22 protein-coding genes and 2 pseudogenes (1 of these 24 running past the window's edge) are annotated in these 26967 nt (G+C 31.0%); 10 read left to right on the plus strand and 14 right to left on the minus strand.

The features are described from left to right. The 3 genes from pdxT to KEC93_RS25665 form a co-directional block, all read right to left on the minus strand. On the minus strand, positions 1 to 139 hold the start of the coding sequence (pdxT, locus tag KEC93_RS25655; RefSeq protein WP_077869879.1) for a pyridoxal 5'-phosphate synthase glutaminase subunit PdxT. 434 nt of this gene lie to the left of the window's left edge; the window shows 139 of its 573 coding nt (coding positions 1–139); it begins with the start codon at positions 137 to 139; the stop codon falls past the left edge of the window. A 1-nt stretch (position 140) separates the two neighbouring features. Next, positions 141 to 1010: a pyridoxal 5'-phosphate synthase lyase subunit PdxS gene (gene pdxS, locus KEC93_RS25660; protein WP_077309992.1), complete on the minus strand. Its 870-nt coding sequence runs from the start codon at positions 1008 to 1010 to the stop codon at positions 141 to 143. 269 nt (positions 1011 to 1279) lie between these two features. Beyond that, positions 1280 to 2239 (minus strand): TRM11 family SAM-dependent methyltransferase, encoded by a 960-nt coding sequence (locus KEC93_RS25665; protein ID WP_023976225.1) that lies wholly within the window; start codon positions 2237 to 2239, stop codon positions 1280 to 1282. A 436-nt stretch (positions 2240 to 2675) separates the two neighbouring features. Between KEC93_RS25665 and KEC93_RS25670 the strand changes: the two genes are divergently transcribed. Genes KEC93_RS25670 through KEC93_RS25690 form a run of 5 tightly spaced genes read left to right on the plus strand, consistent with a single transcriptional unit; the run spans position 2676 to position 7176 of the window. After that, positions 2676 to 3830: an ABC transporter substrate-binding protein gene (locus tag KEC93_RS25670; RefSeq protein ID WP_023976226.1), complete on the plus strand. Its 1155-nt coding sequence runs from the start codon at positions 2676 to 2678 to the stop codon at positions 3828 to 3830. Positions 3831 to 3855: 25 nt separating this feature from the next. Next, positions 3856 to 4731: a branched-chain amino acid ABC transporter permease gene (locus KEC93_RS25675; protein WP_012061192.1), complete on the plus strand. Its 876-nt coding sequence runs from the start codon at positions 3856 to 3858 to the stop codon at positions 4729 to 4731. 9 nt (positions 4732 to 4740) lie between these two features. Next, the gene (locus tag KEC93_RS25680; protein ID WP_023976227.1) at positions 4741 to 5706 is read left to right on the plus strand and encodes a branched-chain amino acid ABC transporter permease; all 966 of its coding nucleotides are present in this window, start codon (positions 4741 to 4743) and stop codon (positions 5704 to 5706) included. Positions 5707 to 5710: 4 nt separating this feature from the next. Further along, positions 5711 to 6469, plus strand: coding sequence for an ABC transporter ATP-binding protein (locus KEC93_RS25685; RefSeq protein WP_012061194.1), 759 nt, complete (start codon positions 5711 to 5713; stop codon positions 6467 to 6469). A 2-nt stretch (positions 6470 to 6471) separates the two neighbouring features. Then, positions 6472 to 7176 (plus strand): ABC transporter ATP-binding protein, encoded by a 705-nt coding sequence (locus KEC93_RS25690; RefSeq protein WP_012061195.1) that lies wholly within the window; start codon positions 6472 to 6474, stop codon positions 7174 to 7176. Between the two features lie 4 nt (positions 7177 to 7180). Here KEC93_RS25690 and KEC93_RS25695 read toward each other — a convergent pair whose 3' ends face one another. The 3 genes from KEC93_RS25695 to KEC93_RS26805 form a co-directional block, all read right to left on the minus strand. Then, positions 7181 to 7435 (minus strand): hypothetical protein, encoded by a 255-nt coding sequence (locus KEC93_RS25695; protein ID WP_077869880.1) that lies wholly within the window; start codon positions 7433 to 7435, stop codon positions 7181 to 7183. Between the two features lie 164 nt (positions 7436 to 7599). After that, a complete protein-coding gene (locus KEC93_RS25700; RefSeq protein WP_173696057.1) occupies positions 7600 to 7776 on the minus strand; it encodes a hypothetical protein in 177 nt (58 codons plus the stop codon). Next, the gene (locus tag KEC93_RS26805) at positions 7745 to 7870 is read right to left on the minus strand and encodes a hypothetical protein (protein WP_023976230.1); all 126 of its coding nucleotides are present in this window, start codon (positions 7868 to 7870) and stop codon (positions 7745 to 7747) included. Before KEC93_RS26805 ends, KEC93_RS25700 begins: the two co-directional genes overlap by 32 nt. 293 nt (positions 7871 to 8163) lie before the next feature. On the opposite strand from KEC93_RS26805, the gene KEC93_RS25705 reads away from it, so the two are divergent. Both KEC93_RS25705 and KEC93_RS25710 read left to right on the plus strand, forming a co-directional pair. Further along, positions 8164 to 8313 (plus strand): hypothetical protein, encoded by a 150-nt coding sequence (locus tag KEC93_RS25705; protein WP_012061198.1) that lies wholly within the window; start codon positions 8164 to 8166, stop codon positions 8311 to 8313. Between the two features lie 266 nt (positions 8314 to 8579). Then, entirely contained in the window at positions 8580 to 10715 is a 2136-nt protein-coding gene (locus KEC93_RS25710; RefSeq protein WP_017209936.1) for a sodium-translocating pyrophosphatase, read from the plus strand. A 177-nt stretch (positions 10716 to 10892) separates the two neighbouring features. On the opposite strand, the pseudogene KEC93_RS25715 reads toward KEC93_RS25710, so the two are convergent. After that, positions 10893 to 12216, minus strand: a pseudogene (locus KEC93_RS25715) (IS1380 family transposase). Between the two features lie 397 nt (positions 12217 to 12613). On the opposite strand from KEC93_RS25715, the gene KEC93_RS25720 reads away from it, so the two are divergent. Then, a complete protein-coding gene (locus KEC93_RS25720) occupies positions 12614 to 13033 on the plus strand; it encodes a CGGC domain-containing protein (RefSeq protein WP_023976232.1) in 420 nt (139 codons plus the stop codon). A gap of 41 nt (positions 13034 to 13074) precedes the next feature. Here KEC93_RS25720 and KEC93_RS25725 read toward each other — a convergent pair whose 3' ends face one another. After that, the gene (locus tag KEC93_RS25725) at positions 13075 to 13965 is read right to left on the minus strand and encodes a DUF4474 domain-containing protein (RefSeq protein WP_012061201.1); all 891 of its coding nucleotides are present in this window, start codon (positions 13963 to 13965) and stop codon (positions 13075 to 13077) included. A 206-nt stretch (positions 13966 to 14171) separates the two neighbouring features. On the opposite strand from KEC93_RS25725, the gene KEC93_RS25730 reads away from it, so the two are divergent. Together KEC93_RS25730 and cooS are read left to right on the plus strand one after the other, a co-directional pair. Then, positions 14172 to 14585, plus strand: a complete 414-nt coding sequence (locus tag KEC93_RS25730) for an RrF2 family transcriptional regulator (RefSeq protein ID WP_012061202.1) — start codon at positions 14172 to 14174, stop codon at positions 14583 to 14585. A gap of 112 nt (positions 14586 to 14697) precedes the next feature. Then, entirely contained in the window at positions 14698 to 16572 is a 1875-nt protein-coding gene (gene cooS, locus KEC93_RS25735) for an anaerobic carbon-monoxide dehydrogenase catalytic subunit (RefSeq protein ID WP_077869965.1), read from the plus strand. Positions 16573 to 16831: 259 nt separating this feature from the next. On the opposite strand, the gene KEC93_RS25740 is transcribed toward cooS, so the two are convergent. The 6 genes and pseudogenes from KEC93_RS25740 to KEC93_RS25765 all read right to left on the minus strand — a co-directional run bounded on the left by KEC93_RS25740 (position 16832) and on the right by KEC93_RS25765 (position 26710). Beyond that, positions 16832 to 18031: an FprA family A-type flavoprotein gene (locus tag KEC93_RS25740; protein ID WP_012061204.1), complete on the minus strand. Its 1200-nt coding sequence runs from the start codon at positions 18029 to 18031 to the stop codon at positions 16832 to 16834. 42 nt (positions 18032 to 18073) lie between these two features. After that, entirely contained in the window at positions 18074 to 19978 is a 1905-nt protein-coding gene (locus KEC93_RS25745; protein ID WP_077855769.1) for an acyl-CoA dehydrogenase family protein, read from the minus strand. A 447-nt stretch (positions 19979 to 20425) separates the two neighbouring features. Continuing rightward, positions 20426 to 20905 carry a 23S rRNA (pseudouridine(1915)-N(3))-methyltransferase RlmH gene (gene rlmH, locus KEC93_RS25750; RefSeq protein ID WP_012061206.1) on the minus strand — a complete coding sequence of 160 codons (480 nt, stop codon included), beginning with the start codon at positions 20903 to 20905 and terminating at the stop codon, positions 20426 to 20428. Between the two features lie 69 nt (positions 20906 to 20974). Continuing rightward, positions 20975 to 22370: pseudogene (locus KEC93_RS25755) on the minus strand (IS5 family transposase). 239 nt (positions 22371 to 22609) lie between these two features. Then, positions 22610 to 24043 carry an MFS transporter gene (locus KEC93_RS25760; protein WP_077869927.1) on the minus strand — a complete coding sequence of 478 codons (1434 nt, stop codon included), beginning with the start codon at positions 24041 to 24043 and terminating at the stop codon, positions 22610 to 22612. Positions 24044 to 24535: 492 nt separating this feature from the next. Beyond that, positions 24536 to 26710 (minus strand): methyl-accepting chemotaxis protein, encoded by a 2175-nt coding sequence (locus KEC93_RS25765; RefSeq protein WP_077869928.1) that lies wholly within the window; start codon positions 26708 to 26710, stop codon positions 24536 to 24538. Between the last annotated feature and the right edge of the window lie 257 nt (positions 26711 to 26967).

Consider the following 26967-nt stretch of genomic DNA (forward strand, 5'->3'; position numbering starts at 1 on the left):
CTCCACCTGGAAGTATTATGGCATCAATATCATCTAAATCTTTTTCCTTTTTCACTTCAACACCAGTATGTCCTAATGCCTTTATTTGATTTAAATGTTCAATAACCCCACCTTGAAATGATAAAACCCCAACCTTCATTTTACCATCCTCTTTCAGCATACTTTGTAGCCACTTCAGTTGAATTTATACCACTCATAGCACCACCTAAATCTTCTGAAACTTCTGCTAATTTTTCAGGATTATTATAATATGTGGTTGCAAGAACTATTGCTCTAGCTCTTTTTTCTGGATTATCAGATTTAAATATACCCGATCCTACAAATACACCTTCACTGCCTAATTGCATCATAAGTGCAGCATCTGCTGGTGTTGCAATTCCACCTGCTGCAAAATTAACTACTGGAAGCTTCCCATTTTCCCACACATATTTAACTAATTCATATGGTGCTCCATAATTTTTTGCTATAGTCATAAGTTCTTCTTTTGATGCTTTTTGTATCTCTTTAATTTGATCATTCATTGTTCTCATATGGGTAACAGCATTTACTACATCTCCAGTTCCTGCTTCTCCCTTGGTTCTTATCATCGATGCGCCTTCACCTATTCTTCTTAATGCCTCACCAATATTAGTTGCACCACATACAAATGGGACACTAAAATCTTCTTTATTTATATGATATTTATCATCTGCTGGTGTAAGCACTTCACTTTCATCTATAAAGTCAATATTTAATGCTTCCAAAATTTGTGCTTCTACAAAATGTCCTATTCTAACTTTGGCCATTACAGGAATTGAGACCGCCTCTTGTATTTCCCTTATCATTTTAGGATCCGACATTCTAGCTACTCCACCTTCCTTTCTTATGTCGGAAGGAACTCTTTCAAGCGCCATTACCGCACATGCCCCAGCTTTCTCTGCTATTATAGCTTCATCTTTATTAGTTACATCCATAATAACTCCACCTTTTAACATTTGAGCAAGATTTCTATTTATTGTCCCTCTTTCCATAATACATAAATCCCCCTTTTTTCTAAGTTACTCATATAATAAAATATGTATGGATACAAACGCAAATGTATCCATACAATAATTCTTAACTTAATTAGCTAATTTAAAATATAAGAATATAGTATTATGATGAAACAATAATCCGGAATTTGTTAATAAATAAGAATTAATGGCTAAAATACATAGACTAGGCTTCTAAAAATACCTTCAAAATAAGAATATTTTCACAAATCAATCTAAAATTTTCTTCATATTAAATTTATAACTTTCTACTCACAAATATTTATATATCTCTTAAACTTACCTTTGCATACATATGATTTATCGACTATTTTAAAACCCGCATCAATAATACAATCATCCATCTCTTCAAATGTAACTATGACTAATCTAGTACTTATTCTGCGTGCACTTCTAATTAGAGATGTTTGTTCTTCTATGGTAGTTGGAGTAAACAGTCCATATGGTAAATCTATGATAGCAGTATCATATTTCTCTTCAATCTCATTCATATCTCCGTTAGTCACTACATTCTCATATCCGTAAAACTCCAAGTTCTTCTTGGCATTTTCTGCGATACTTTTATTAATCTCACATCCTACAACATCAATTCCCATTGAAAGCGCTTCAAGAATAACTGTTCCTACTCCACAACATGGGTCTATTAATTTGCATTCTAAATTGTTTTTAACTGCTATATTAACTAGTGCTCTAGCTACCCTAACGCTTAAAGAATTTGAATATGAATACGGCTTATTATCATGAATATGCCACTTATAATCGTTTTTCTCGTACATTCCAAATATCCATTTTCCACAAATTCGTGTAACTCCAAGGATAACTTTAGGATTGTGAATTTCAGGCTCTCCTGTTATTACAAATCCTATCTGGCTAAGACTTCTAAGACGTTCTTCATAATCTATATCACTATATTCTGTTCTTAAGTAGCAGACCTTAAACTCGTTATAAGCTAGCTTATCTTTTATGATGTTGTCTATTATTTGTTCTAAAGAATCTTCTTCATATACTACTGAAATCATTTCTTTTATAAACGGACTCCTTGATGCACTAATATAAAAATCTGAAAACAAATACTTCTCACTTGGTGTTTTACCAAAAAGACATTTCATCTCTAACTTACATAAATCTTCTTCAAATACAGGATACTTAATATAGTAAAAATACTTTTTATAATTATTGCAATTTAATTTTATTATTTTTTTATTCAACCAATTCACCATCTTCACTTTAAATATAATCTAAGTATTAATATTATTCTTTTCAACAATAACTGTCTATATATATCAATAAATCAACCTTCTTACTTATTTAATATTATTTATAAATCACAATCTTAGTCTGCTATTATTCAAAAATTAGAATCATCCTTAAATCGAGAACATTTTTGAAAACACTCACACTTTTTAAACCTATAACTTTACTCAACATAACATTATTTTTGATTAATTTATAAATCATGATAACGTTTTTATAATTATTTTATTATTTTTTATATAAAATATTAAATATCAATCTTGTAATAATTACTCCTATATGTTATTATATCAACAATATATACGATAGCTTTATAGCATTTTATCAAAGTATTATAAAATTAATTATTATTTTAATATTATTTTTTAAAGTTAAAAGGGGGATAAATATATGAAAAAAAGTTTACTATCAGGAATCTTAGCCTCTGCTATGGCTATTACTCTTCTTGCTGGTTGTAGCGGGAATTCAGCTGGAGGTGGAAATAACGGAGATACCATCAAAATCGGTGCTATTGGACCATTATCTGGTGCTGCATCTACTTATGGAGTTTCAGTAAAAGAAGGTGCTCAATTATTAGAAAAAGAAGTTAACGATGCAGGCGGAATCAATGGAAAAAAAATTAAATTTGTTTTTGAAGATGATCAAGCTGATCCAAACTCATCAATGCAAGCTTTCAATAAACTTGTTGATGATGAAAAGGTAAGCGCAATTTTAGGACCTGTTACATCAGGTGCAACACTTGCAGTAGCACCAAATGCTACATCAAAACAAATTCCAATGATTACTCCAACAGCTACAGAACCAACAATAACTAAAGTTGGTGGAGATTATATGTTTAGAGGCTGTTTTGTAGATTCATTCCAAGGAGAGGTTCTTGCAAAATATGCTAGTGAAAAATTAGGAAAGAAAACAGCTGCAGTTTTATATAACTCTGGATCAGATTATTCAAAAGGAATAGCCGATAGCTTTAAATCAAAATTTGAAAGTGCTGGTGGACAAGTTGGTGAATTCTTAACTTATAATGATAAAGATACTGACTTTAAGGCTCAATTAACAAAAATTAAGAGCTTAAATCCAGATATAATCGTATTACCTGATTACTATAATGTTGTTGGTCTTATTGCTAAACAAGCTAGAGATATGGGAATAACTTCTCAATTCCTTGGTGGAGACGGATGGGAGTCAGAAGAATTAGCTAAAATTGGTGGAAAAGCTGTAGATGGTGCATTATATATCAATCACTACTACTCTGGAGACTCAGATGAAAATGTAAAGAAATTTGTTGAATCATATAAAAAGGAATATAACAAAGAACCAGATTCTTTCGCTGCTCTTTCATATGACACATCTAAAATATTAGTTAAAGCAATAGAAAAGGCCGGAAAGACAGACGGTGCTGCTATTAAAGATGCTTTGGCTTCAATGGAAATGAACAGTGTTACTGGAAACATCAAATTTGGTAGTGATAGAAGCGCTATAAAGAGTGCTGCTATTATTAAAGTTGATGGAGATAAAAAAGTTTTAGCTGATAAAGTTAATCCTTAATCATTAAAAAAGGGAGGAATATACAATGGAATTTTTACAACAAATCATTAACGGTTTAGCGTTAGGTAGCGTATATGCCCTCCTAGCATTAGGATATACAATGGTATATGGAATAATACAGTTAATAAATTTTGCTCATGGTGAGATTTATATGATAGGAGCCTTTTCAGGCTTCTATTGTGCTTCAACATTAAAATTGCCATTAATTCCAACATTATTAGTTGCTATGGCAGTTTCAGCATTATCTGGAATAATTATAGAGAAAATTGCTTATAAGCCTTTAAGAAATTCTCCAAGAATTGCTTTGCTTATTACAGCTATTGGTGTTTCTTTATTCCTACAGAATGCTATGAGATTATTAGTTGGATCTAATCCAAAACCATTTCCGGATTTAATTAATGCTGGGAGTATTAATATAGGAACTATTCAAATTGATATAAAGACAATATTAATGTTTGGAGTTTCTGCTTTTCTAGTTGTTTTACTACAATTTATTGTTTATAAAACTAAAGTTGGAAAAGCCATGAGAGCCTCTTCTCAAGATATGGAAGCAGCTTCTCTTATGGGTATAAATGTTAATAATACTATTTCTCTTACTTTTGCAATAGGTTCAGCCTTAGCTGGTATAGCTGGAGTTTTAGTTGCGATATCTTACCCTAGTATCACTCCTTATATGGGAGCTATGCCTGGACTTAAAGCTTTTGTTGCTGCAGTACTTGGTGGAATTGGAAGTATACCTGGAGCCCTTGTTGGTGGAATTGCTATAGGATTACTTGAAACTTTTGCTAAAGCTTATATTTCAACTAACTTCTCAGATGCAATAGTATTTGCAATTTTAATTATAATACTTTTAATTAAGCCTTCTGGTCTATTAGGTAAAAAGACCAATGTGAAAGTGTAGGTGTTAATTATGAAGAATTTATTTAATAAAAAAAATATTTGTATAATTGTTGGAGTTTTAATAACATATGGAGTTCTATTTGGCTTAATAAGTGCAAATGTTATTAATTCATATTACAAAGGAATTATTACTTTCGCTTTAATAAATGTTATTTTAGCCGTATCCCTAAATTTAATTGTTGGATTTACTGGTCAATTATGTTTAGGACATGCTGGATTTATGTCCATAGGTGCATATGTATCAGCTATAATAACACAAAAAGCGCATATGCCGTTTGTTGCTTCAATACTTATTGGTGCTGTGGTTGCATGTATATTAGCGGCATTAGTTGGATATCCTACACTGAAGCTTACAGGTGACTATTTTGCAATAACAACCTTAGCCTTTTGCCAAATTATCCAAATAGTAATTATGAATATTGATACAGTTGGTGGCGCACGTGGACTTACCGGCATCCCAACAAAAACAACTTTTACAGTTGCTTTCATATTCATGATAGCTAGTATAGTCATAATAAAAAATATAATTAACTCGTCCCAGGGTAGAGCAATGCTTTCTATTCGTGAAAATGAAATAGCCGCTGAATCTATGGGAATCAATGCATTAAAATACAAAATGATGGCATTTGTTATAGCTGCCTTTTTTGCAGGGCTTGCTGGTGGACTTTATGCTCACTATTCTGGATATATAAAACCAGATCTTTTCGATTTTAACAAATCAATTGACTATCTAACTTTTGTTGTATTTGGTGGTATGGGATCTTTGTCTGGATCAATTATTTCAGCTATAATGCTGACTTTCTTACCAGAGCTTTTGAGAAGTATGGGCGATTTCAGAATGGTTATATATCCATTAGCTTTAATACTACTTATGATATTCAGACCTGAAGGATTATTCGGAGATAAAGAAATTTCTCTTAAAATCTTTGGTAAATTAATACCAAGGAAAAAATCAGATGATAGAGAGGAGGCTTAATTCAATGCTAGAAGTTCAAAATTTATCAATTGTATTCGGTGGATTAAAGGCAGTGTCAGATTTTAATCTAACAATAAATGAAAAAGAAATTGTCGGGCTTATTGGACCTAATGGCGCTGGTAAGACTACTGTATTTAACATGTTAACTGGTGTTTATACTCCAACTGAAGGTACTATATCTTATCTTGGAGAAAAGATTCAAGGTCTTAAACCCTATAATATTACACAAAAGAAAATAGCCAGAACTTTTCAAAATATACGTCTATTTTCTCATCTTTCTGTTCTTGATAATGTTAAAGTAAGTTTTAACTATAGAATAAATTATTCTATATTTGATTCCATCTTTAGAACTCCTAAATTTAGGAAAACAGAAGCTGAAATTATAGATAAAAGTATTGAACTATTAAAAGTCTTTTCTCTCGATGGAAAAAAAGATGAGTTAGCTAGCAATCTCCCTTATGGCGAACAAAGAAAACTTGAGATAGTAAGAGCCTTAGCTGCAAAGCCATCTCTTCTATTATTAGATGAACCTGCTGCTGGTATGAATCCTCAGGAAACTGTAGAACTTACCAAGCTTATAGATTGGATTAAAGATAAGTTTAATATATCAATTCTTTTAATTGAGCATGATATGAAACTTGTTATGGGAATCTGTGATAAAATAGCAGTCCTTGATTACGGAAAAAAGATTGCTGAAGGCACTCCAGAAGAAATAAAAAATAATCCTAAGGTAATTGAAGCTTATCTAGGAGAGGGGGCTTAAAAATGCTAAAGGTAGAAAATATTAATCTATATTATGGTGTAATTCATGCACTAAGGGACATTTCCCTTGAAGTAAAACAGGGTGAAATAGTGACATTAATAGGCGCCAACGGTGCTGGCAAAACTTCTACTCTTAGAGCTATATCAGGCCTTGAACCAATAAAATCTGGTACGGTCACTTTTAAGGGCTCTGAATTAAATAAGGTTGCAGCTAATAAAATAGTTTCTCTAGGTCTTTCCCATGTACCAGAAGGAAGAAGAGTTTTTCCTCAGCTATCGGTCTTAGAAAATCTAGAACTAGGTGCTTATTTAAGAAACGATAAAGCAGAAATTAAAAAAGACATGGAAATGGTATTTGCTAAGTTTCCAAGACTTAAGGAAAGAATAAAACAACAAGCTGGTACTCTTTCTGGTGGTGAACAGCAAATGCTTGCAATTGGAAGGGCTCTTATGAACAGACCTGAAATGCTTATATTAGATGAGCCTTCAATGGGGCTTGCACCTCTTGTGGTTAAAGATATTTTTGATACAATTGTTGAAATTAATAAATCAGGAACAACTATACTTTTAGTTGAGCAAAATGCAAATATGGCCCTTGCCATTGCACATAGAGCTTATGTTCTTGAAACCGGTAATATAGTAAAATCAGGTAATGCCCAAGTTCTTCTTAATGATGAAAGTATTAAGAGTGCATATCTTGGTGAATAACTATTCAAATTAAGTTACTATTAAAAAAAAGACTGATGATCGAATCAGTCTTTTTCTTATAAGCATAAACAAAAATTCCAGCACCAATTATAATCCACAATAGAATTACTAATATATTATACGCAAAATTTATATTTAAAGGTTCATTAGTAAAAATTCTGCCTGGTAATACTTGCATGTTATAGTTAGGTAAAAATTTAGCTGCCATTCCGGCTATATTATTCATTTTTGCTAAAGTACCCGCTAAAAATATAACCATGAAAAACGGCATTCCTATGATTTCTGCACTAGCCTGATTTTCTGCTAAAATTCCTATTACCCATCCAGGTTATATAAACCATATAACTACTAATGTTGTTATAATAATAAAATGTCCTGTGTAAGGAATCTTCATTCCCATAATGAAGTATGTTAGCATATTAACTACTTATCTGCAATCTCTAGCAATGAGAACTTTAACATTATTTCTGTGTAATATCTCATATATTCTTCTACTGTAAATCTTTCATAAAAACCTTCATCTCTAAATATAACACCAATATTTCCTTTGTTTTTATGAATATAATCGCTATGTTTTATTTGATCTATATATTTCACCACTACCAATTACTTCTTTATCTAATATAAGATCTATTAATGTATTACTAAACTCTCTATCTGCTTCACTGCTTACCAATCTTCCATTTTCAACCATAAGATTTATATCGTTTATGAAACTATTAGTTTGCTTTTTATATAAATTTTTTTATTTTCAACATTATAAATTATTCTTCTTGACTTATACATTCAGTTAATTAATATACATTCTAGTCAAATCATTACACTAGTTTGTAATGATAGCAATAGTAGGCTTCAACATTCCATAAATACCATAATGTAAAATTCAATTGAATTTCATATTATATTAAATTTTATAAACGACGAATAGATAATTTTATTAATGATAAACTAAATTTGTATAAATGAAATAAAAGGAGGTTATAATTTATGAGCTACGAAGAAAAAGAATCTCTAAAAAATGAGGCAAAAAAAATGATGATTGATGGAGAACACTGGAGTGCAATTAGAGAAAAAACTCATCTAAGACTAAAAGATTTACGAAGAATTCAAAGGGATGAAATAAATCCTAAGTTCTAAACTTAAAATTCATTACACTTAACAATGATAGATAGTACTATAAATTAAAATACTATGATTTTATTACTAACTACTAAGCAAGGTAATATATATTTTAGAGGTTTCTCCAAACTTTCTATAAATATATATTTACTTTGCTTATTTTATTATGCTTAAGCATAATATATATTATAGAAAAAGTTGAAAATTTTTGAATTTTCTGAATATTTTGTTGTATAATATATATGTATAACAAATTTATATAAAAAATAAAGGGGATGTTTTAAATGGTACCATATTTTATGCTTATTTATAGTGTTATAATTATTTCACTTATAGCAATCATTTATTTGGTCAGGTATACATTTTCTCAAGACAAAGGCACTAGCCAAATGCAAGAAATATCAACTTACATTAAGGAAGGTGCTATGGCATTCATTAAAAGACAATATAAAACCATCTTTGTTTTATCCATTGTTGCTTTATTTTTAATCATACTTTCTAACTATTTCGGCAATGCATCAAAAGGTCCAAGCTCTGCCATATCTATATCTTTACATACAGGTATAGCTTTTATAACAGGCGCATTCTGCTCAGCTTTATCTGGCTATATTGGTATGTATATGGCTGTTAATTCTAATGTAAGAGCTGCTGCTGGCGCAAAAAAGGGATTAAACAATGCTCTTCAAATAGCTCTTAAAGGTGGTGCTGTTACTGGACTAGCTGTTACTTCCCTATCTCTTTTAGGTGTAGCGTCCCTATTTCTTATCTATGGAGGTATTTCTGGAAACGATACTTTAATTAAAGAAGCCCCCTCTCTTATAGTTGGATTTGGGTTTGGTGCTTCCTTCGTCGCGTTATTTGCTCAACTTGGTGGAGGCATATATACAAAGGCTGCCGATGTTGGTGCTGATCTCGTCGGAAAGGTTGAAGCTGGTATCCCTGAAGATGACCCTAGAAATCCTGCTGTTATTGCTGATCTTGTTGGTGATAATGTAGGTGATTGTGCTGGTAGAGGTGCGGACTTATTCGAATCTACAGCCGCTGAGAATATAGGTGCTATGATTCTAGGCGTTGGACTTTACCCTATATTTGGATGGAAAGGAATACTATTTCCGCTTGTTGCTCGTGCCCTTGGTATCATCGCTTCAATAATAGGTATCTTTGCTGTTAAAGTTAAGAATGATAATGATGATCCTATGAAAGCTTTAAAAGGCGGATTTGTTATAACTTCCATAATTAATTTAGTAATACTATTTTTCGTAGTTAAAGATATGTTAAGTGGTTCACTTACAACTGGTGGGCAAGTAAACTATATCTATCTATATGGATGTGCGGTTGCTGGAATACTGCTTAGCTATGTATTTGTAGTTTTAACTGATTATTATACTTCAATAACGCATAAACCTGTTAAAGAGATAGCTACTGCTTCTAAAACTGGAGCTGGAACTAATATAATAACTGGATTATCAGTTGGTATGGAATCAACTGCACTTCCTGTTGTTTGTATATCTATTTGTATATTTATATCTTATAGATTAAGCGAAATGGCATTGCCTAATGTTGCAAATGCAGGTTTGTATGGTACAGCAATTGCAACCATGGGAATGCTTTCAACCTGCACATATATTCTTGCCATGGATACATTTGGTCCAATTACTGATAATGCTGGTGGAATTACAGAAATGTCCGGAGCTCCCGAAGAAATTAGAAATATAACTGATAGATTAGACGCATGCGGTAATACTACAAAAGCATTAACAAAGGGGTACGCCGTAGGTTCAGCTGCACTCGCTACTTTTCTATTATTCTCTGCATACCTAGATGAAGTTAAAAAACTTCTTGGAAAACCTTTAGATTCATGGTTTTCAGTTGATATAGGTAAACCTGAAGTATTTATAGGTGGCTTTATAGGCGCTATGATAGTATTTCTATTTAGCTCTACAGCTATTAGAGCTGTTGGTAAGGCTGCTCAATATGTAATACTTGAAGTTAGACAACAATTTAAAGAAATACCAGGAATAATGGAGGGAACATCAAAACCTGATTATGCTCGCTGTGTTGATATAGTTACAAAAGGTGCTCTAAAGGAGATGGTTCTTCCTGGAATCATAGTAATTTCTGCCCCTATAATCGTTGGAGTTCTTCTAGGAAAAGAAGCTGCTGCTGGATTCCTAATGATAACAACCATTTCTGGTGTTATAATGGCTCTCTTCTTAAATAATGGTGGTGGTGCATGGGACAATGCTAAGAAGCTTATAGAATTAGGAGAGCACGGTGGTAAAAATTCCGAAGCCCACAGAGCTAGTGTCGTCGGTGATACAGTTGGTGATCCATTTAAAGATACTGCTGGACCATCACTCCATGTACTTATAAAACTTGTAAGTACTTTAACTTTAGTATTTGTCGCATTATTCGCATAAATTAATATTATTTATCCTGAATTATTCATAGATATAGTTAATAACATAAGAAAGTTAGTTTTTCATGCTATTAGCTATTTCTTTTCTTAATTTTTAATTATTTTTCTAAATATACGTACAGCTTCGCTACGGACTTTAGGTTTTAACCATATCTTACATATTAAATTGTAATCTGAATCAATTTAATAACGGCAGTGAATTGATATTTTTTAAAATATGCCAAAACTCATTTTGATAAGCACATGAACTACAGAGTTTGAATTTTAAGTATCTACTACTCTTTACAAGTTTACCAGCTACTTTAATTATTTTCATTCGTATTGTTTCTATTCTTAGAGATTTCATTGAATTTGTAAAACATAATCTTCTAATCCAATTGTTTAAATTGTATGCTAAAACCATCTCTTGAAGCTTATTAGCATTTGCGATAAAAGATGAACTACTCATTTTATCGAAAGCGAAGCCGTTTTTGCCTTCTTTAATAAAATTCTCCATTGTTCCTCTATTACAATAAAATTTTATTACAGCTTCTGGATGGCTGGTCATGTTAGTCACAACAAAAGTATAATCTATACACATTTGACCTTCTTTCTTTTCTAATTTCACAACAACTCTACGTTCTTTAGTCCATTTCTTTGCTTTATATACAAATTCACCATATATAGTATAATGGTCATAGATATTTCTTTTGCATAATATCTCCATTCTTGTAGTAAATTCTTCAGAATACTTATACAATGTTGCATTTGCTTTTAATCTTATTGCATATTTAGCATCATGTTCTTCTGCAATTTCATAAAGTCCAAGGTATAGCAAAACCGCTATCGCCACGAATGTATAGGTCTGTACAAATATATTTATTTGAATACCTTTTTAATAATGGACCAATAAAAGCCACTGTTTTTCTTGATGTATAAACATTTCCAGAACGCAACTCTGCCTTTAATAAATCACCTGTTAGTCCATCAAAAACTAATAGTGGATGATATCCATTTGCTGAATAATGTGAATTGTATGCTGAACCATATTGATTACCATAAGTTTCAAAATTAGTAGAATCAATATCCAAAATTATTTGATTTGGCATATCAATTGAGTATACTTTATCCAAAACCAACTCATTTATTTTATTAAATTGTCTTAAGTTTTCTTTATCGAGATTGTTATTAAAACGTGAAATTGTAGGCTGTGAAGCTAGTGCATTTTTATCTAAAATTGTAGTAAGCGCTGGATCATATCTTAATTCATCTGAATTATCGTCGGTTGTATAGCCAGCTATTCTTTGATAAACTTTTTGTAGTAATATCTCTTCGTTTGTATGTTCTCTATGATTAATTCCATCATTAACATAAAAAACATCTTTTACAGTTCTTGAAAAACCTATTCTTTCATCAAATTCACTATATAAAATAAGACCAGAATCTGATGTTAAATTTCCACCATCAAAATTAATTTTTACATTTCTCTTGAAATTCAAAGATTTTTCTAATAAACTACCCATATAGACTCTCCTTTGTTAATTGTTTTTTTTCGCAAATTAACCATAACAAATTTGAGTCTATTTTTCTATATTTTTTCACTTAATAAGTGAAGTTTTGAATTTGTTAAGAACAGCTTAACGAGCCATGCAAAGCATGTTTCATATAATTTTATGAATAATTCAGGTTTATTTATAAAAAGGATCTGTAGTAGATAATTTAACGCTGCATATCCTTTTTTTATAAATTTATTTAACTTTTTTTACCAATGTATAATGCTTTTATTTTGTTACTTATACTAAATTATATTTAATATCTTATATATACTTTTATTGAGATATAATTAATTATATAATTGTTCTATATACAACTTATATATACAGTTACTAATCATTTATTTAAAAAGGGGGATAAAATTTAATGGATGAAAAATATGTAGTTATTATCCAGTGCGACATTGCTCATAACCGTTGTAGTGGATTTGCCTGTACAAATGCCTTTTACAACAGAGATGACGTTTTTAAAAATTACAACGAATCAACCAGATATATTTCCTTTACCTGTGGAGGATGCTGCGGAAAAAGTATTGCTACTAAATTAGAACATCTCTCGAAAAAACTTAAGTTAAAAAATAACATAAATAAAGAAGATGTTGTGATACATTTATCATCTTGCATGACAAATGATAATTATCATTATGACAGATGTCCTCATCTAGATTATATTAAATCTATTGTATCCAAAAAAGGATATAATAAAGTTATAGAAGGTTCTTATATAAGTAAGAATGCTGAGAAAAAAAGAGCCAATGGCAGTTATAACTGCTATGACTCAATATAAACGTAAAGGCAGGATATATATTCTGCCTTCCTAATATTACGTTACTCAGTTTCAGTATTTTTCATGCTTCTCAAATATTTTCTCAATACTGCTTTATCTACTATTTCTGAATAGATTTCTGGTGCCTGTTTCTGAATTGCATTTATTTTATCTGTTAAATTACTATATACTCTAGTAATATCATTATATTTATCGCATAACAGTTTATTTTTCATTTGTATGATCTTATCAGTCTGCTCTGTCCTTGTAATAGGTTGAGTAGTGTGCGGTTTATCAAATGTTAAACCTACAGTATTTCCATTTACAATAAACTCCTTATTTTCTTCATATCCTATCTTTTTTATTGCTTCTACAAAGGAACTGCACATTTCTTCATCCTTTAAAGTAATATTTAAATACATCACTAATTCAGAAGGCTCTGAATATTCACCAAGTTTAAAGCCTGCTAACCACCAATGCTTATCATCTAACGCGAAAAGTGTTTTTCCATTCTTTTTTAGCGAAAGAGAGATTGTTAATCTATCTTCATCGCTAGCGCAATTATAAAACATATACTTATATACTTCTGGTAAGTTTAATATAGGCTTTTCGGCTGTATACACACCGACTTCACATCCAGTATTCAAATCGTATTGACCTTTCCATAATTCGATTAACCATATTCTATTATTATATTTAAAATAGATTGGTTCACAATCTACTATCATTCCAAAAGGTGCTGATGCTTCATCATACAATCTACTATATCCCATATTTCTTTGCCATGCATTCATATTACTATAAAATATATCTTGTACCGAATCATAATCATAACCAGCAATCTCTATTCCTTTATCTATTGGCTTTTCATATTTAATAATTCCCAATAAACTTTTATTCATATTTTTCAGTATACGAATTCCAGTAAGCATTGTTATAAAAGATCCAAACATAAGCCTCACCTCAAATAAATTGCTTTACTTATATAGTATTCCCTTTATAATCATTATGTTAAAAGACACTCATGAATTTTATTTTAATGTATATTATTATTCATTCTATTTAATTGCGATATCGCAATAACCTAAACATTGACAATTACAAAAAATTGTACTATGATAAATTATACCAAATGGGTATACTTTAAGGAGTAAATTTTATGAATATTAATCAAGAATCTGATTACGCATTTAGAATAATACTTATGCTATCCAAAGAAGGTTTAGATAACAAACTTGATGCAAAATCTCTATCTGAAAAAGGAAATATTCCTCTTAGATTTTTATTAAAACTAACTAGAAAGTTAACTCAAGCAGGAATATTAAAGTCTTATAGAGGTGTTAATGGTGGTTATGCTATAACTAGGGAGCCTAAAGATATAACCTTAAAAGATGTGGTTGAAGCTATACAAGGTCCAATTATTGTGACTAGATGCGTTTACGATGGCAAGGCTTGTAGTGCAAATAAAGCTGGTCACTGTTCTATACACAAGGCTTTATACAATATTCAAAATACAATGATAAATGAACTAGAAAAGGTTAACTTTGATAAACTAAAGAATGATCCATGGTAACTTTATACATGTAAATATAAGAGGCGAAAGCCTTTTATATTTGCTTAAAACTATACCTCTTTAGTATACTTTTGGTTAAATATTAAATATAAAATTAAAGGAGATGATCAATATGTCAATGTGCACATCAGCAGATTGTAAATTATGTGAATTTTTATCATCAAAAGAAGATCTAGAAACATCATTCAACAGAGTTGAAACACAAAAAGCAAAATGTAAATTCGGAAAAGAAGGAGTCTGTTGCAAACTCTGCTCGAATGGTCCATGTAAGATAACACCTAAATCACCTAAAGGTGTATGTGGTGCGGATGCTGATACTATCGTATCAAGAAACTTTTTAAGAGCGATAGCAGCAGGTTCCGCATGTTACCTTCACGTAGTGGAAACTACAGCAAGAAACCTTAAAGACATTGGTGAAGGAAAAGGTAATTTAAAAATAAAAAGCCCAGAAACATTGGATAAGCTTGCTGAAATCTTTGATATTGTTGAATCAGATATAAATGCCAAAGCAATTAAAGTAGCTGATGAAGTTCTTAGGGATTTATATAAACCAAGATTTGAAAAAATGGAATTGGTAGAAAAATTAGCTTATGCTCCAAGATATCATAAGTGGAAGGAATTAAATATTTTACCTGGCGGTGCAAAATCCGAAGTTTTTGATGCTCTAGTAAAAACTTCAACAAATCTAAATAGTGATCCTGTAGATATGCTGCTTAATTCACTTCAACTTGGAATTGCTACTGGAATATATGGTCTAGTGTTAACTAACCTTTTAAATGATGTTATGCTAGGTGCTCCAAAAATCAGACAAGCTAAAGTTGGCTTTAGAGTAATAGATGAGGATTATATCAACATAATGATTACAGGTCATCAGCATTCTGATATTGCACATCTTCAAGATAAATTAATTGATGAGAATGTCACAAAAAGAGCAATGAAATTAGGTGCAAAGGGCTTTAGATTAGTTGGCTGCACATGCGTAGGCCAAGATCTACAGTTAAGAGGAGAGCATTATACTGAAGTTTTTTCAGGCCATGCTGGAAATAATTATACAAGTGAAGCCGTACTCGCAACTGGTGCTATAGATTTAATTGTCTCAGAATTTAACTGTACAATACCAGGACTTGAACCTGTAGCTGAGAAATTTAATGTAAAAACTATCTGTATAGATGATGTTGCTAAGAAGAAAAATGCTGAATATATAAATTTTGATATGAGAAACGCTGAAGAAATTAGTGAAAAGATCATTTACGAAGCATTAGAAAGTTATAAGAACAGAAGAAATAACGTCACAATAGACATTCCTAAAGATCATGGACATGATGATGTTGTAACTGGTGTTAGTGAAGGATCTTTAAAAGAGTTCCTAGGTGGAAATTGGAGCGGTCTTATTGACTTAATAGCAAAAGGAAAAATCAAAGGGATAGCTGGTGTTGTAGGCTGTTCCAACTTAACAGCTAAAGGACATGATGTATTTACTGTTGAGCTAACTAAAGAATTAATAAAAAGAGATATTTTAGTTCTTTCAGCCGGATGTTCTTCTGGAGGCCTTGAAAATGTTGGTCTTATGTCTCCTGGAGTAGCTGATCTTGCAGGTGATAATCTAAGAGATGTGTGCAAATCCCTAGGCATTCCACCAGTATTAAACTTTGGTCCATGTCTAGCTATTGGAAGATTAGAAATGGTAGCAACTGAACTTGCTGAAAACTTGGGTATAGATATACCTCAACTTCCCCTTGTATTATCAGCACCACAATGGCTTGAAGAGCAAGCATTAGCCGATGCTGCATTTGGACTATCATTAGGTCTGCCACTACATGTTGCAATATCTCCTTTTATAGATGGAAGTGAAGTTGTCACTAAAGTTTTAAAAGAAGATTTAGTTAATATAACAGGCGGTAAGCTTATTGTTCAAGAAGATGTAATCAAAGCTGCTGATGAGTTAGAGGAGATTATCGAAAACAGAAGAATAGGATTAAACATATAAGAACCCATTAAATATAGGAAATAAGAAACTATATTTTTAATATCTATAATGAATCTGGATAATAACACATTCAGATTCATTTTTTTATTGAAATACATATTATGAATTAACTTCTTTATCCTATATAATTGATTTTTTAATAATATGTCTCAACATTATGAACCTTCAAGCTAATCTTAAGTGCTATTATCTTTATTATAATTTTAATCAACTCGTTATTATAATTTACGAGTTGATTAAAATTCATATCTTTTCTGTATTATTTCATTGATTCAATAATGCTATCAGCAATAGATTCCATTAAATCCTCATCGCTTTCTTTCATGCTAGAATTAATTGAAATTTCATTATCCAAAATAGTCATATCTTTCATTTCTTCTAATAATTCACGCATTAATTTACCTGATTGAGGCGCCCATGATCCATTTTCAATAATAGCAAAAGTACGTTTTTGAAGGTTTAATGCCTTCATATCCATTATATAGTCCAGCATTGGTGGATAAATCTTTAAATTATAAGTAACTGATGCTAACACAACGTGACTATATTTAAATGTTTCAGAAATCAGATACGAAACATGAGTTTTGGAAACATCATACATAACTACATTGGTAATCCCCTTTTTAACCAATCTTGTTGCTAACTCATTTGCTGCTGCCTCTGTATTACCATACATTGTTCCATAAACAATCATCACGCCCTTTTCCTCAGGTGTGTAGCTACTCCATTTATCGTACTTATCAAGTAAATATCCAAAATCATTACGCCATACTGGTCCATGTAACGGACAGATAATCTTAATATCTATAGTGCCTGCCTTTTTTAAAAGAGCCTGAACATGAGGCCCATATTTACCTACAATATTTGTGTAATACCTTCTAGCATCATCAATCCAATCACGATCAAAATTTACTTCATCGTTAAATAGCTTTCCATCTAATGCACCAAATGAACCAAAAGCATCAGCTGAGAACAGCACTCCATTTGTAGTATCATATGTTACCATAGCCTCTGGCCAATGTACCATAGGGGCAGAAACAAATACAACATTATGCTTTCCAAATGACATAGTATCTCCCTCTTTGACTTGTTCTACCTTATCTTCTATTTGGAAACCGAACTGATGCATAAATAAAAATGCCTTCTCAGTACATATTATCTTTACATTAGGATAGCGGATAACAATTTCTTCAATACACGCTGCATGATCAGGTTCCATATGGTTAATGACCATGTAATCTAAGTCTCTATCTCCTAAAACTCCCTTAATATTCTCAAGAAATTGTCTGCAAATTGACCAATCTACAGTATCAAATAGCACTGTCTTTTCATCTAAAAGTAAATAAGAATTATAAGAAACACCTCTTGGAATAGGATGAACATTTTCAAAAAGAGCTAGACGACGATCATTTCCCCCTATCCAATAAAGATCTTCAGTTACTTCTCTAACACAATACATAGCTAATCCTCCTTTAAACAAAAAATTTATTTATTACCTGTTTTAAACTTCTATAAACATATCTTTTTCTTCACCACAAGCTGGGCAAGTCCACTCTTCAGGTAAATTTTCAAAAAGTGTTCCTGGGTTTACTTCACCTTCTAGATCACCTACTCCAGGATCATATTCATAACCGCATCCATTACATACATAATGTTTCCAAGTTGGAGTGACTTTTTTCGGAATAACTCTCTTCATCTTTTTCATTGGTGGAGCCTCTTTCTTTGGTTCACCATTGTCTAAAGCATCAATAAGTAGAGGTAGTATTTCCATCAAATCACCAACTATGCCGTAATCTGCGTTTTTGAAAATCTTTGCATTAGGGTTTATATTAATTGCAACAATTGTAGAAGCATCCTTTATACCTTTTAAATGTTGACCTGCACCTGAAATACCACATGCAATATAAAGGTTTCCTTTAAATTTTTGCCCTGACATACCAACGTAACGATCAATTGGAACATATTTTAAAGTTTCAGCTACTGGTCTAGAAGAACCTATTGCTGCACCAGCCTGAACTGCAAGCTTTTCTATAAGATGCATATTTTCCTTTTCTCCTATGCCTTGTCCTACACTAACTACTCTCTCTGCCTTGCTTATTGGAGTATCTATAGGAATTCCTACAGAAAAATCATATCCATCCTTCTTAAGAGCTTCTACAAGAGAATTTACTCTTTCTTCAGGTGTACCATCTTTATAAATTACCTTCTTACGATATCCTGTTGCAGGTTCCCTTGAAGTTTTTGCTACACTCTCTGTTTTTGGCATTTTTCCTATAATATTAGCGGCTATAACAACACGCTGGATTTCATTAGTTCCCTCATATATAGTGCAGATTTTAGCATCTCTATAGGCACGCTCAACTTCCATACCTTTAAGATATCCGCTTCCCCCAAAGATTTGAAGAGCATCGTTGACAATTTCAAGACAAACATCAGAAGCATATTGTTTAGCCATTGCTGCTTCCATGCTGTAGTGCTCATGATTTCCTTTAAGCTCTGCTGCACTATAAATAAGGAATCTTGCTGCTCTAAGTTTTGTAGCCATATCAGCTAATTTAAAAGCTATTATTTGTTGCTGACAAATAGGTTTACCAAATTGAACTCTTTCTTTTGAATACTCTAAGGCATTCTCATAAGCACCTTGTGCTATTCCTAAAGCTTGGGCAGCAATACCGATACGTCCACCATCTAATGTAGACATAGCAATTTTGAAACCATCGCCTTCTTTACCTAATAAATTTTCCTTAGGAACTTTTACATCATTGAAAATAAGCTCTGCAGTAGCTGATGAACGAATTCCCATCTTATCATAATGCTTACCAAAACTAAAACCTTCTGATCCCTTTTCAACGATAAATGCACTAATACCTCGTGTACCAATGTTTGGTGTAGTTACTGCAAAAACAATATAAATATCAGCCTCACCACCATTAGTGATAAATATTTTCTCGCCATTTAAGATATAATAATCTCCTTCTAGTACAGCAGTTGTTTCTGTTCCTCCTGCATCACTACCTGCATTTTCTTCAGTCAAACCAAATGCTCCAAGCTTTTCACCCTTTGCTAATGGTACTAAATATTTTTGTTTTTGCTCCTCATTTCCAAAAGCTGCAATTGGATATGTTCCTAATGATGTATGTGCAGATAAGATTACTCCTGTCCCACCATCAACTCTTGATAATTCCTCGACAGCTATCGCATAGCTGATCACATCTAGGCCAGCTCCTCCATACTCCTTTGAATACGGAATACCCATCACTCCCATATCAGCTAGCTTTTGAACTACTTCCGAAGGGAATTTATTTTCTTGATCCAACATAAATGCAATAGGTTTAACTTCCTCTTCAGCAAATTCTCTTATTTTTGTTCTCAAATTTTCATGTTGTTCTGTAGTTTTGAAAAACATAAATACACCTCCCTTTAATTATACGGTTTCACCAATGTCATTCTATGAAATCTGTAAAACCATATTCCCAAACATATTCCTTAAATGTATACCTAAACCGTATACATTTATTGTATACCTCTAAGGTATACTTTTCAACTATTATTTTATCTATTTTATTCCATAATAGACAATTAAAGCTTAAAATCCCTCCTCTTTTAAAGATAATATAACTTTTCCTTCCATTATCTTATAAAAGCAATTATTTTTACTTGTAAGGTTTTTCTTTATTTCTATTCCTCCTTATTTAATTTAAGATATATTTAAAGTTTCTATATTTATATCAACACTTATAATTATGCTATTTACAATACTATTATTAATATTAATATAAACTATAATAAAAAAAGCAGATACGAATTACGTAACTACTATTTTTTATTGATTTAATTTATTTTTCTTTTATGTCTACTTATGATATGGTTCACCTTTAATTATTCTAAATCCTCTATAAATTTGCTCTAATAGCATTACTCTAAAAAGCTGATGTGGAAATGTCATCTTTGAAAAGCATAATTTATAATTAGCTCTTGCTAAAACACTTTTTGAGATTCCTAGGCTTCCTCCTATTATAAATGCTATATTGGGATTTCCTGTTACCCCCAAGTTATCTATGTATCCTGCAAATTCTTCTGATGTTAGTTGCTTTCCACCTAAATCCATTGCTATAACGAACATATTGTCTTTAATTTTATTTAGTATTCCTTGCCCCTCTTTCTCTTTAATTACCTCTTCTTCTTTTTCTGACGCATTATCTGGTGTTTTTTCATCCACCAATTCAACTATATCTAATTTGCAATACCTTCCTAATCTTTTTGAATATTCTTCTATAGCATCCCTTAAATACTTTTCCTTTATTTTACCAACTGTTATTATCGTTATGTTCATTGTTATCTCCTTTAATTATTTTATGCATACCTATATTATAACTAGGGGGTGCTTTAAAACCCCCTATATTTATATGTAGTATTCCAAAATATAGTAATTTGTAAAATGGCGTAGAATGACCCTCAATTTTTTATCAAGGTTCATTACAAAAAATGCCATATTAATAACGCACTCAGCAGTTTCTTTTAAATCTGCAAATATTCTGGCTAAACCATATCTAGTTTTACCAGTACCAAACTTTCCCTCAACTTCATTTCTTTCGCATGTATCAACATACTCTTGATTTTTTTCAGCTTTAGTTTTATTCTTTTTAGGTCTGCCTAAAGCAGGGCCGGTAATGCTAATTCCATTTTCTTTGCAATAGTTTAAGTTTTTTCTATTTCTATAAATTTTATCAGCCAATATTCTTTCAGGATAAAAGCCATTTCTTGCTTTATAACTCTCTGTTATAGGTATTAAGCTTTCGCATTCGTTGTAAGCATCCCAACTCAACTTTTCCATTCTAACATAACCATTAGCAACACTTATTTCAACTTTTGCCCCGAATTCCGTAGGAGCTTTAGTTTTTCCTCTAACAATTGGTCTAACATGTGGTTGACTGATACTAACAATCCTATTTTCTACTGTATGTTTTCTATTATCAAACATATATTTTTGTTGATGATATAACTGTAAAATCACTTCATATTCTTCTGATTGTCGACTATTAAGCTTTTTTCCATTCGCAATAAAATTTACTACATATCCAATATCTCTAGCAATATAATTTAATTGTTTCCTTATAGCTTTGCGCATCTTTTTAGAATTTTTCTTTCTGGCCTTTGAAACATTTAGAAAATCCTTACGCGCAATTTTCCTATAAGTTCTAGGCTTTTTAGATTCAGAAGGATTATGCAATTGATCAATATATCCTTCAAGTTTTTTCTCTTGCAGAATTTAAAAGATTTAAATCTTGTGGATAAGTTATATCGGCTGGAGTACATGTTGCATCAATAATGATAGTGCCTTGATTAGATTGATCTGAATCATTTCCATCATCATTATCGTCATGCTTATCTTTATCATCATTATTTTTAGTAGTATCTTTAAGAATAGTATTATTCATTTCAATAATCATATCATCATCAATTCTTTTTCGAAATTCAACCATTGAAGACGCTCCAAATGGTGCGGAATTTTGGAATTCTTTCAAACCAATAAAATATTGAAGGTAAGGATTTTCGGCGATAGCAGATACCGTTTCACGATCGGAACAATTAAGTTTTTGCTTTATTATTAAGCTTCCTAATACAATTCGAAATGGTTTTGATGGACGACCATTATTAATGAATTGTTTAGCATATGTTTCTTCAAATTCATGCCATGGTATTATTGACGCTAATTTAACCCACCTATTATTTTTATCTAATTCTCCGTATGGAAATATAAAATCTTCTATTTTTAATTGGTTATCAATTGAATACATATAAATTCACTCCTAAGTGCAAGGGTTTTTACCCTATATTTAAAATATCTATGCACTTAGTATTCCATAAAATATCATACATAATACTATTCCAAACACTTAAGCCAATTTGGAGCAGCCCCTAACTAAAAATAAAAACTGTAGCTAAATTCTTTACTCAGCTACAGTTTTTATTTCTTAATACTATTTATATTTTATACTAAGTTTTAAACTAACAACAATTAGAGATATCATTCTATTCATTTATAGAGCTTCAACTTTAATTCTAGATTTTGTCTTTTATATAGTCTGTATGCTGTTAACACCGCTCCTAATGCACATATTATAGCTGCAGCAACATATACATATTGCATCCCATATACAAAAATATCATCTCTTCCCTCTATATATCCTGTAACATGATATCCTATTTGACTACTCATCCTATTGTATAAAAGAGTTGTTGATAGTGATATTCCAAAAACCATTCCTAAATTTCTAACTAACGCATTTATACTTCCAGCAATCCCTAAATTTTTTGTATCTACTGTAGACATAACTAATGAATTATTTGGTGACTGAAACATCCCATTTCCTAGTGTCATTATTGCTATAAAGGCAATTAATGCACCTATGTGAGAATATTCATTTAAAGTTGATATTAAAAATAAACCTAGGCTAGTTCCAATAAGTCCTAAAAATGTTAAAACTTCAGATCCTATTCTATCTGATATATACCCACTCATTGGAGCAACAACTGATAAAATTATTGGTGATACCATCATTAATACACCAGTAACTGAAGGAGCTAGTTTCATCACGTATTGTAGGTAAAATGGCAATATAATATTTGAACAACTTATTGCCACAAATGAAATGAATGCACAAAAAATACTGAGCGAAAATAATGAATTACTAAATATCTCTAGTTTCAATAATGGTTCATCAATTCTTTTTTCAACAATTATAAATAAAATAAATAATATAATAGAGACAACAAATGATATAATGATTCCTATATTGTCATATCCAATTTCCTTGCCAAAAGTTAAAGCACTGAATAAAAGTACCATAGTTGATCCAAATAAAGTTGCACCTTTTATATCTAATTTTTCATTTGAATTATTAGAATTTTTAGGAAGTGTCTTCATTGCTAAAGCTAATGCCAAAATTCCTATAGGCACATTTATTAAAAAAATATACTGCCAACTTAAAATCGATACAATTATTCCTCCTACTGGTGGACCTATCATTGAACCTAATGCTACAAAAGTTCCATTTAATCCTAGCGCCCTTCCTCTTTCGTTTCTTGGAAAAACCTGAGTTATAATTCCTTGACTTGTAGACATGGTTCCTGCAGCTCCAATTGCTTGCAATATTCTCGAGAAGACTAACATTACTAATGAATTAGATAATCCACATAAAAGTGAACCAATCGTGAAAATAATTATACCCAATTTAAAAACTGAAGTTTTACCCTTAATATCAGCTAATCTTCCAAATATAAGAATAGTTCCTACAATAACTATTAAATAGCTCGTTACTACCCATTCTATAGATGCCATACTTACTGCAAGCCTCTGCGACATTACAGGAAGTGCTACATTCACTATACTACTATCAAGTGTGGACATAAATGTCAGTAGTACAGTAGTAAATAATATTAACCATCTTTTTTTATCCGTACTTTCCATATGTTTTATCCTTTCTGTTTATACATGTTTTATCTAGCTGTAAAAATAGAGTTTATATATAATAACTCAACATTCATAAACCTAATCACAACTTATATAGTTGCACTTGCAACTATATAAAATTATAATATATTTTTATTATTTACACAAATGGTATGATAATTCTCTAAATATAAAAATATAATCCACATTTTAAAGTTCATAAAAAAAATTATCCACATTTTATTCTAATTCTATGGATAAAGTTCTTTATATTATTTGTACAGTTTTAATATGTATGTTCTAAAAAATTTGCTTTATAGAAATTTAATTGTATTGACTTGATTATCCTCTAATTATTAAACCATGCTTTTGCTAACATGCTATCAAAAAAACTGCGTGCAAATAATGTTTCCAAATGATAGATTAAAAATTCCCTAATAATTAAGACTTACTATTAGTTTCCTCTTACATTAACAAAAGCATGATATTAATTATATTTTATATTATTTTTTACTTTAATTTAAATGATCCAACCATCTCATTTAAATTATCTGACGAATATTCCAGTACATCGGTTGCTTGCTTTAGTTGTCTTATTTCTAATAATATTTTTTTAACCATAGACAGTGATTCTTCACTTTTATTTGAACTATTTTCGGTAGATTGTTCTATTTTATCTGCCATAGTGCTTAAATTATTCATAACATCCCCAACACTTTGGCTCTGGGTCGAAGTTATTTCTGATATTGACTGCATCGCATTAGCTATTATATTTACATCATCATTAATATGATCAAATGATTGAATAGATTCTTTTACACTCGCTGTAGATATATCTACCTTAGTATTTATCTCTTCTGCATATTCAAATGTTGCTTGTGTCTGTTTTTGGACTTGATTAATGACATTACTTATTGACTTGGTAGCACTTTCTGTTTCTAGTGCTAGCTTAGATATTTCTTCCGCTACTACAGAAAATCCTTTTCCACTCTCTCCTGCTCTTGCAGCTTCAATTGATGCATTAAGCGCTAGAAGTTGTGTCTGCTTACTTATATTTCTTATAACATTAATTACTTCACTTATCTCCTGTGAATATCCCTGTAAAGTACTTATAGATTCTACTGTATTCTCGATGGTCTTTTCTAAATCCTCCATATTACTCAAGACTTCTTTTGATATGCTTTGTGCCGATGCTGCACTTTCATTAGTTCCTTCAACTATACCTGATACTTCTAATATAAGACTATCCATTTCCTGAATAGATGCTGTAATATCTGAAAATTTGTTTTTTGTATTTTGGAATACTAGATTTTGGTCTTTAGAATTTTCCAGTAAAGTTATCACTGTATTTTCAATGACTCCCATTCCATTTTTAACTTCGCTTGTTATATTAGAAACTATATTTACTGATTTTTTTGTAGTTTTAGCTGATCTTTTCACTCTATATAACATGCTCATCTGATTATTTATGAATTTATTGAACCATCGCGACAGCTCTCCGATTTCATCTGATGACATTTTTTCAACTCTTTTGGTTAAATTTCCTTCGCCTTCCGCAATATCTTGTAATATATTTATCGTTCTACTTAAAGGGGATGAAATCATTCTTTTAGATATTAATAACGAAAACAGTGATAATATAATCCACATTGCTATAGATGTAAATATACTATTATTCGGTGATAATTTAATTGCTATAAAATTTACTGCAATTAAAATTGCTGATATTATTGATATAGATATTGGCATCTTTAAATTAATACTTTGAAAATTATATATCTCAGCTATATCACCCTCACACATCATTCCCCATACCTCATCACAGTTCGGGGGTTTTATTAATGTTCCCTTACCTCCCACCATTATATGTCTGTAATCTGGATATCCAGGCCAACAATCTAGATTTTCACCATTTCGAATTGTATTTTCAACTCCTCGATGTAATTTACTTGTAGCCGGATCATTAAAAATTATTTCAAATTCGGTATGCTCTTTAATTCTAACTGTACCCCAACTCTTTGTTTTAACTCCATCTTTAAGATTCTCACCTAAAGTAAATGTATTATCCTCAAATCTGCTTCTAGATATTGCTGTTCCGGGCTTAATATCTCTGCTAGTCTTCACCATAAATAAGTAATTATCTCCAGAATCCTTATATATATGAGTATCCTCATCTTGAATTACGTTGCTCATATCATCATTTAGTGTTCTGCAGCATAATATTCTAATTTGATTACTGTGATTTTTGCATGTACTGGAAAACATTAATGTAACATCATCAGCAAATTTCTTATTACTTATATCAGTATGTAGGGTTCTTTTATCAATATATGGTCCATACATTAAAGGCCTACCTTCTAATCCAGCTTTTAGATTAGGTAAATCACTCATATCTAATCCAATATGCTCTTTGCACGAAGAAACTGATACTATTCCTTTCTCATCTAAAACAAATATTTCGCAAAAGTCCTCATGCTTTTTTACGGTTTCAATTAAATAATTACATACTATATTATCATTGTCTTCTAATGCCACAAGTGAATTCTTAATATTTTCTAATTGTGCCCACTTGTCATTAAACCAGTTATCTAATGCCTTTTTTCTTCCATTTGATATTCCTTCAAATACTTTTTCTGAATGTTCCTTTAGATTTCTATTCAACAGATATTTAAGCTTTAAACTCATAGCAATCCCCCCATATATTATTCTTATATCTACTTTTAATAAAAAAATAAAGCACTAAATACAGATTTTTTAAATCCGTACTTGTGCTTCCATAGCATTACTATTTATTTACTACAATTCCTTGTATAACATAATTATACCAACTATATTGACCTTTGTGAATTGTTATTTTTCACGAAACCATTAATAAAGAAAAAAACCCTATCTAAACTAGGGTTTTTACTACATTGAATAGTAAACTCCTCTAAACATAGAGT

It is taken from the genome of Clostridium beijerinckii (assembly GCF_018223745.1).
Lineage (GTDB): Bacteria > Bacillota > Clostridia > Clostridiales > Clostridiaceae > Clostridium > Clostridium beijerinckii.

Coding starts and splice junctions, on each gene's coding strand:
- KEC93_RS25690 (WP_012061195.1), top strand. CDS start 6,472: ATGCTAAAGGTAGAAAATATTAATCTATATTATGGTGTAATTCATGCA.
- KEC93_RS25765 (WP_077869928.1), bottom strand. CDS start 26,710: ATGAGTTTAAAGCTTAAATATCTGTTGAATAGAAATCTAAAGGAACAT.
- KEC93_RS26805 (WP_023976230.1), bottom strand. CDS start 7,870: ATGGTTGAAAATGGAAGATTGGTAAGCAGTGAAGCAGATAGAGAGTTT.
- KEC93_RS25695 (WP_077869880.1), bottom strand. CDS start 7,435: ATGGTTATATTTTTAGCGGGTACTTTAGCAAAAATGAATAATATAGCC.
- KEC93_RS25680 (WP_023976227.1), top strand. CDS start 4,741: ATGAAGAATTTATTTAATAAAAAAAATATTTGTATAATTGTTGGAGTT.
- KEC93_RS25670 (WP_023976226.1), top strand. CDS start 2,676: ATGAAAAAAAGTTTACTATCAGGAATCTTAGCCTCTGCTATGGCTATT.
- KEC93_RS25675 (WP_012061192.1), top strand. CDS start 3,856: ATGGAATTTTTACAACAAATCATTAACGGTTTAGCGTTAGGTAGCGTA.
- cooS (WP_077869965.1), top strand. CDS start 14,698: ATGTCAATGTGCACATCAGCAGATTGTAAATTATGTGAATTTTTATCA.
- KEC93_RS25745 (WP_077855769.1), bottom strand. CDS start 19,978: ATGTTTTTCAAAACTACAGAACAACATGAAAATTTGAGAACAAAAATA.
- KEC93_RS25705 (WP_012061198.1), top strand. CDS start 8,164: ATGAGCTACGAAGAAAAAGAATCTCTAAAAAATGAGGCAAAAAAAATG.
- KEC93_RS25710 (WP_017209936.1), top strand. CDS start 8,580: ATGGTACCATATTTTATGCTTATTTATAGTGTTATAATTATTTCACTT.
- pdxS (WP_077309992.1), bottom strand. CDS start 1,010: ATGGAAAGAGGGACAATAAATAGAAATCTTGCTCAAATGTTAAAAGGT.
- KEC93_RS25720 (WP_023976232.1), top strand. CDS start 12,614: ATGGATGAAAAATATGTAGTTATTATCCAGTGCGACATTGCTCATAAC.
- KEC93_RS25730 (WP_012061202.1), top strand. CDS start 14,172: ATGAATATTAATCAAGAATCTGATTACGCATTTAGAATAATACTTATG.
- KEC93_RS25740 (WP_012061204.1), bottom strand. CDS start 18,031: ATGTATTGTGTTAGAGAAGTAACTGAAGATCTTTATTGGATAGGGGGA.
- KEC93_RS25725 (WP_012061201.1), bottom strand. CDS start 13,965: ATGTTTGGATCTTTTATAACAATGCTTACTGGAATTCGTATACTGAAA.
- rlmH (WP_012061206.1), bottom strand. CDS start 20,905: ATGAACATAACGATAATAACAGTTGGTAAAATAAAGGAAAAGTATTTA.
- KEC93_RS25760 (WP_077869927.1), bottom strand. CDS start 24,043: ATGGAAAGTACGGATAAAAAAAGATGGTTAATATTATTTACTACTGTA.
- KEC93_RS25685 (WP_012061194.1), top strand. CDS start 5,711: ATGCTAGAAGTTCAAAATTTATCAATTGTATTCGGTGGATTAAAGGCA.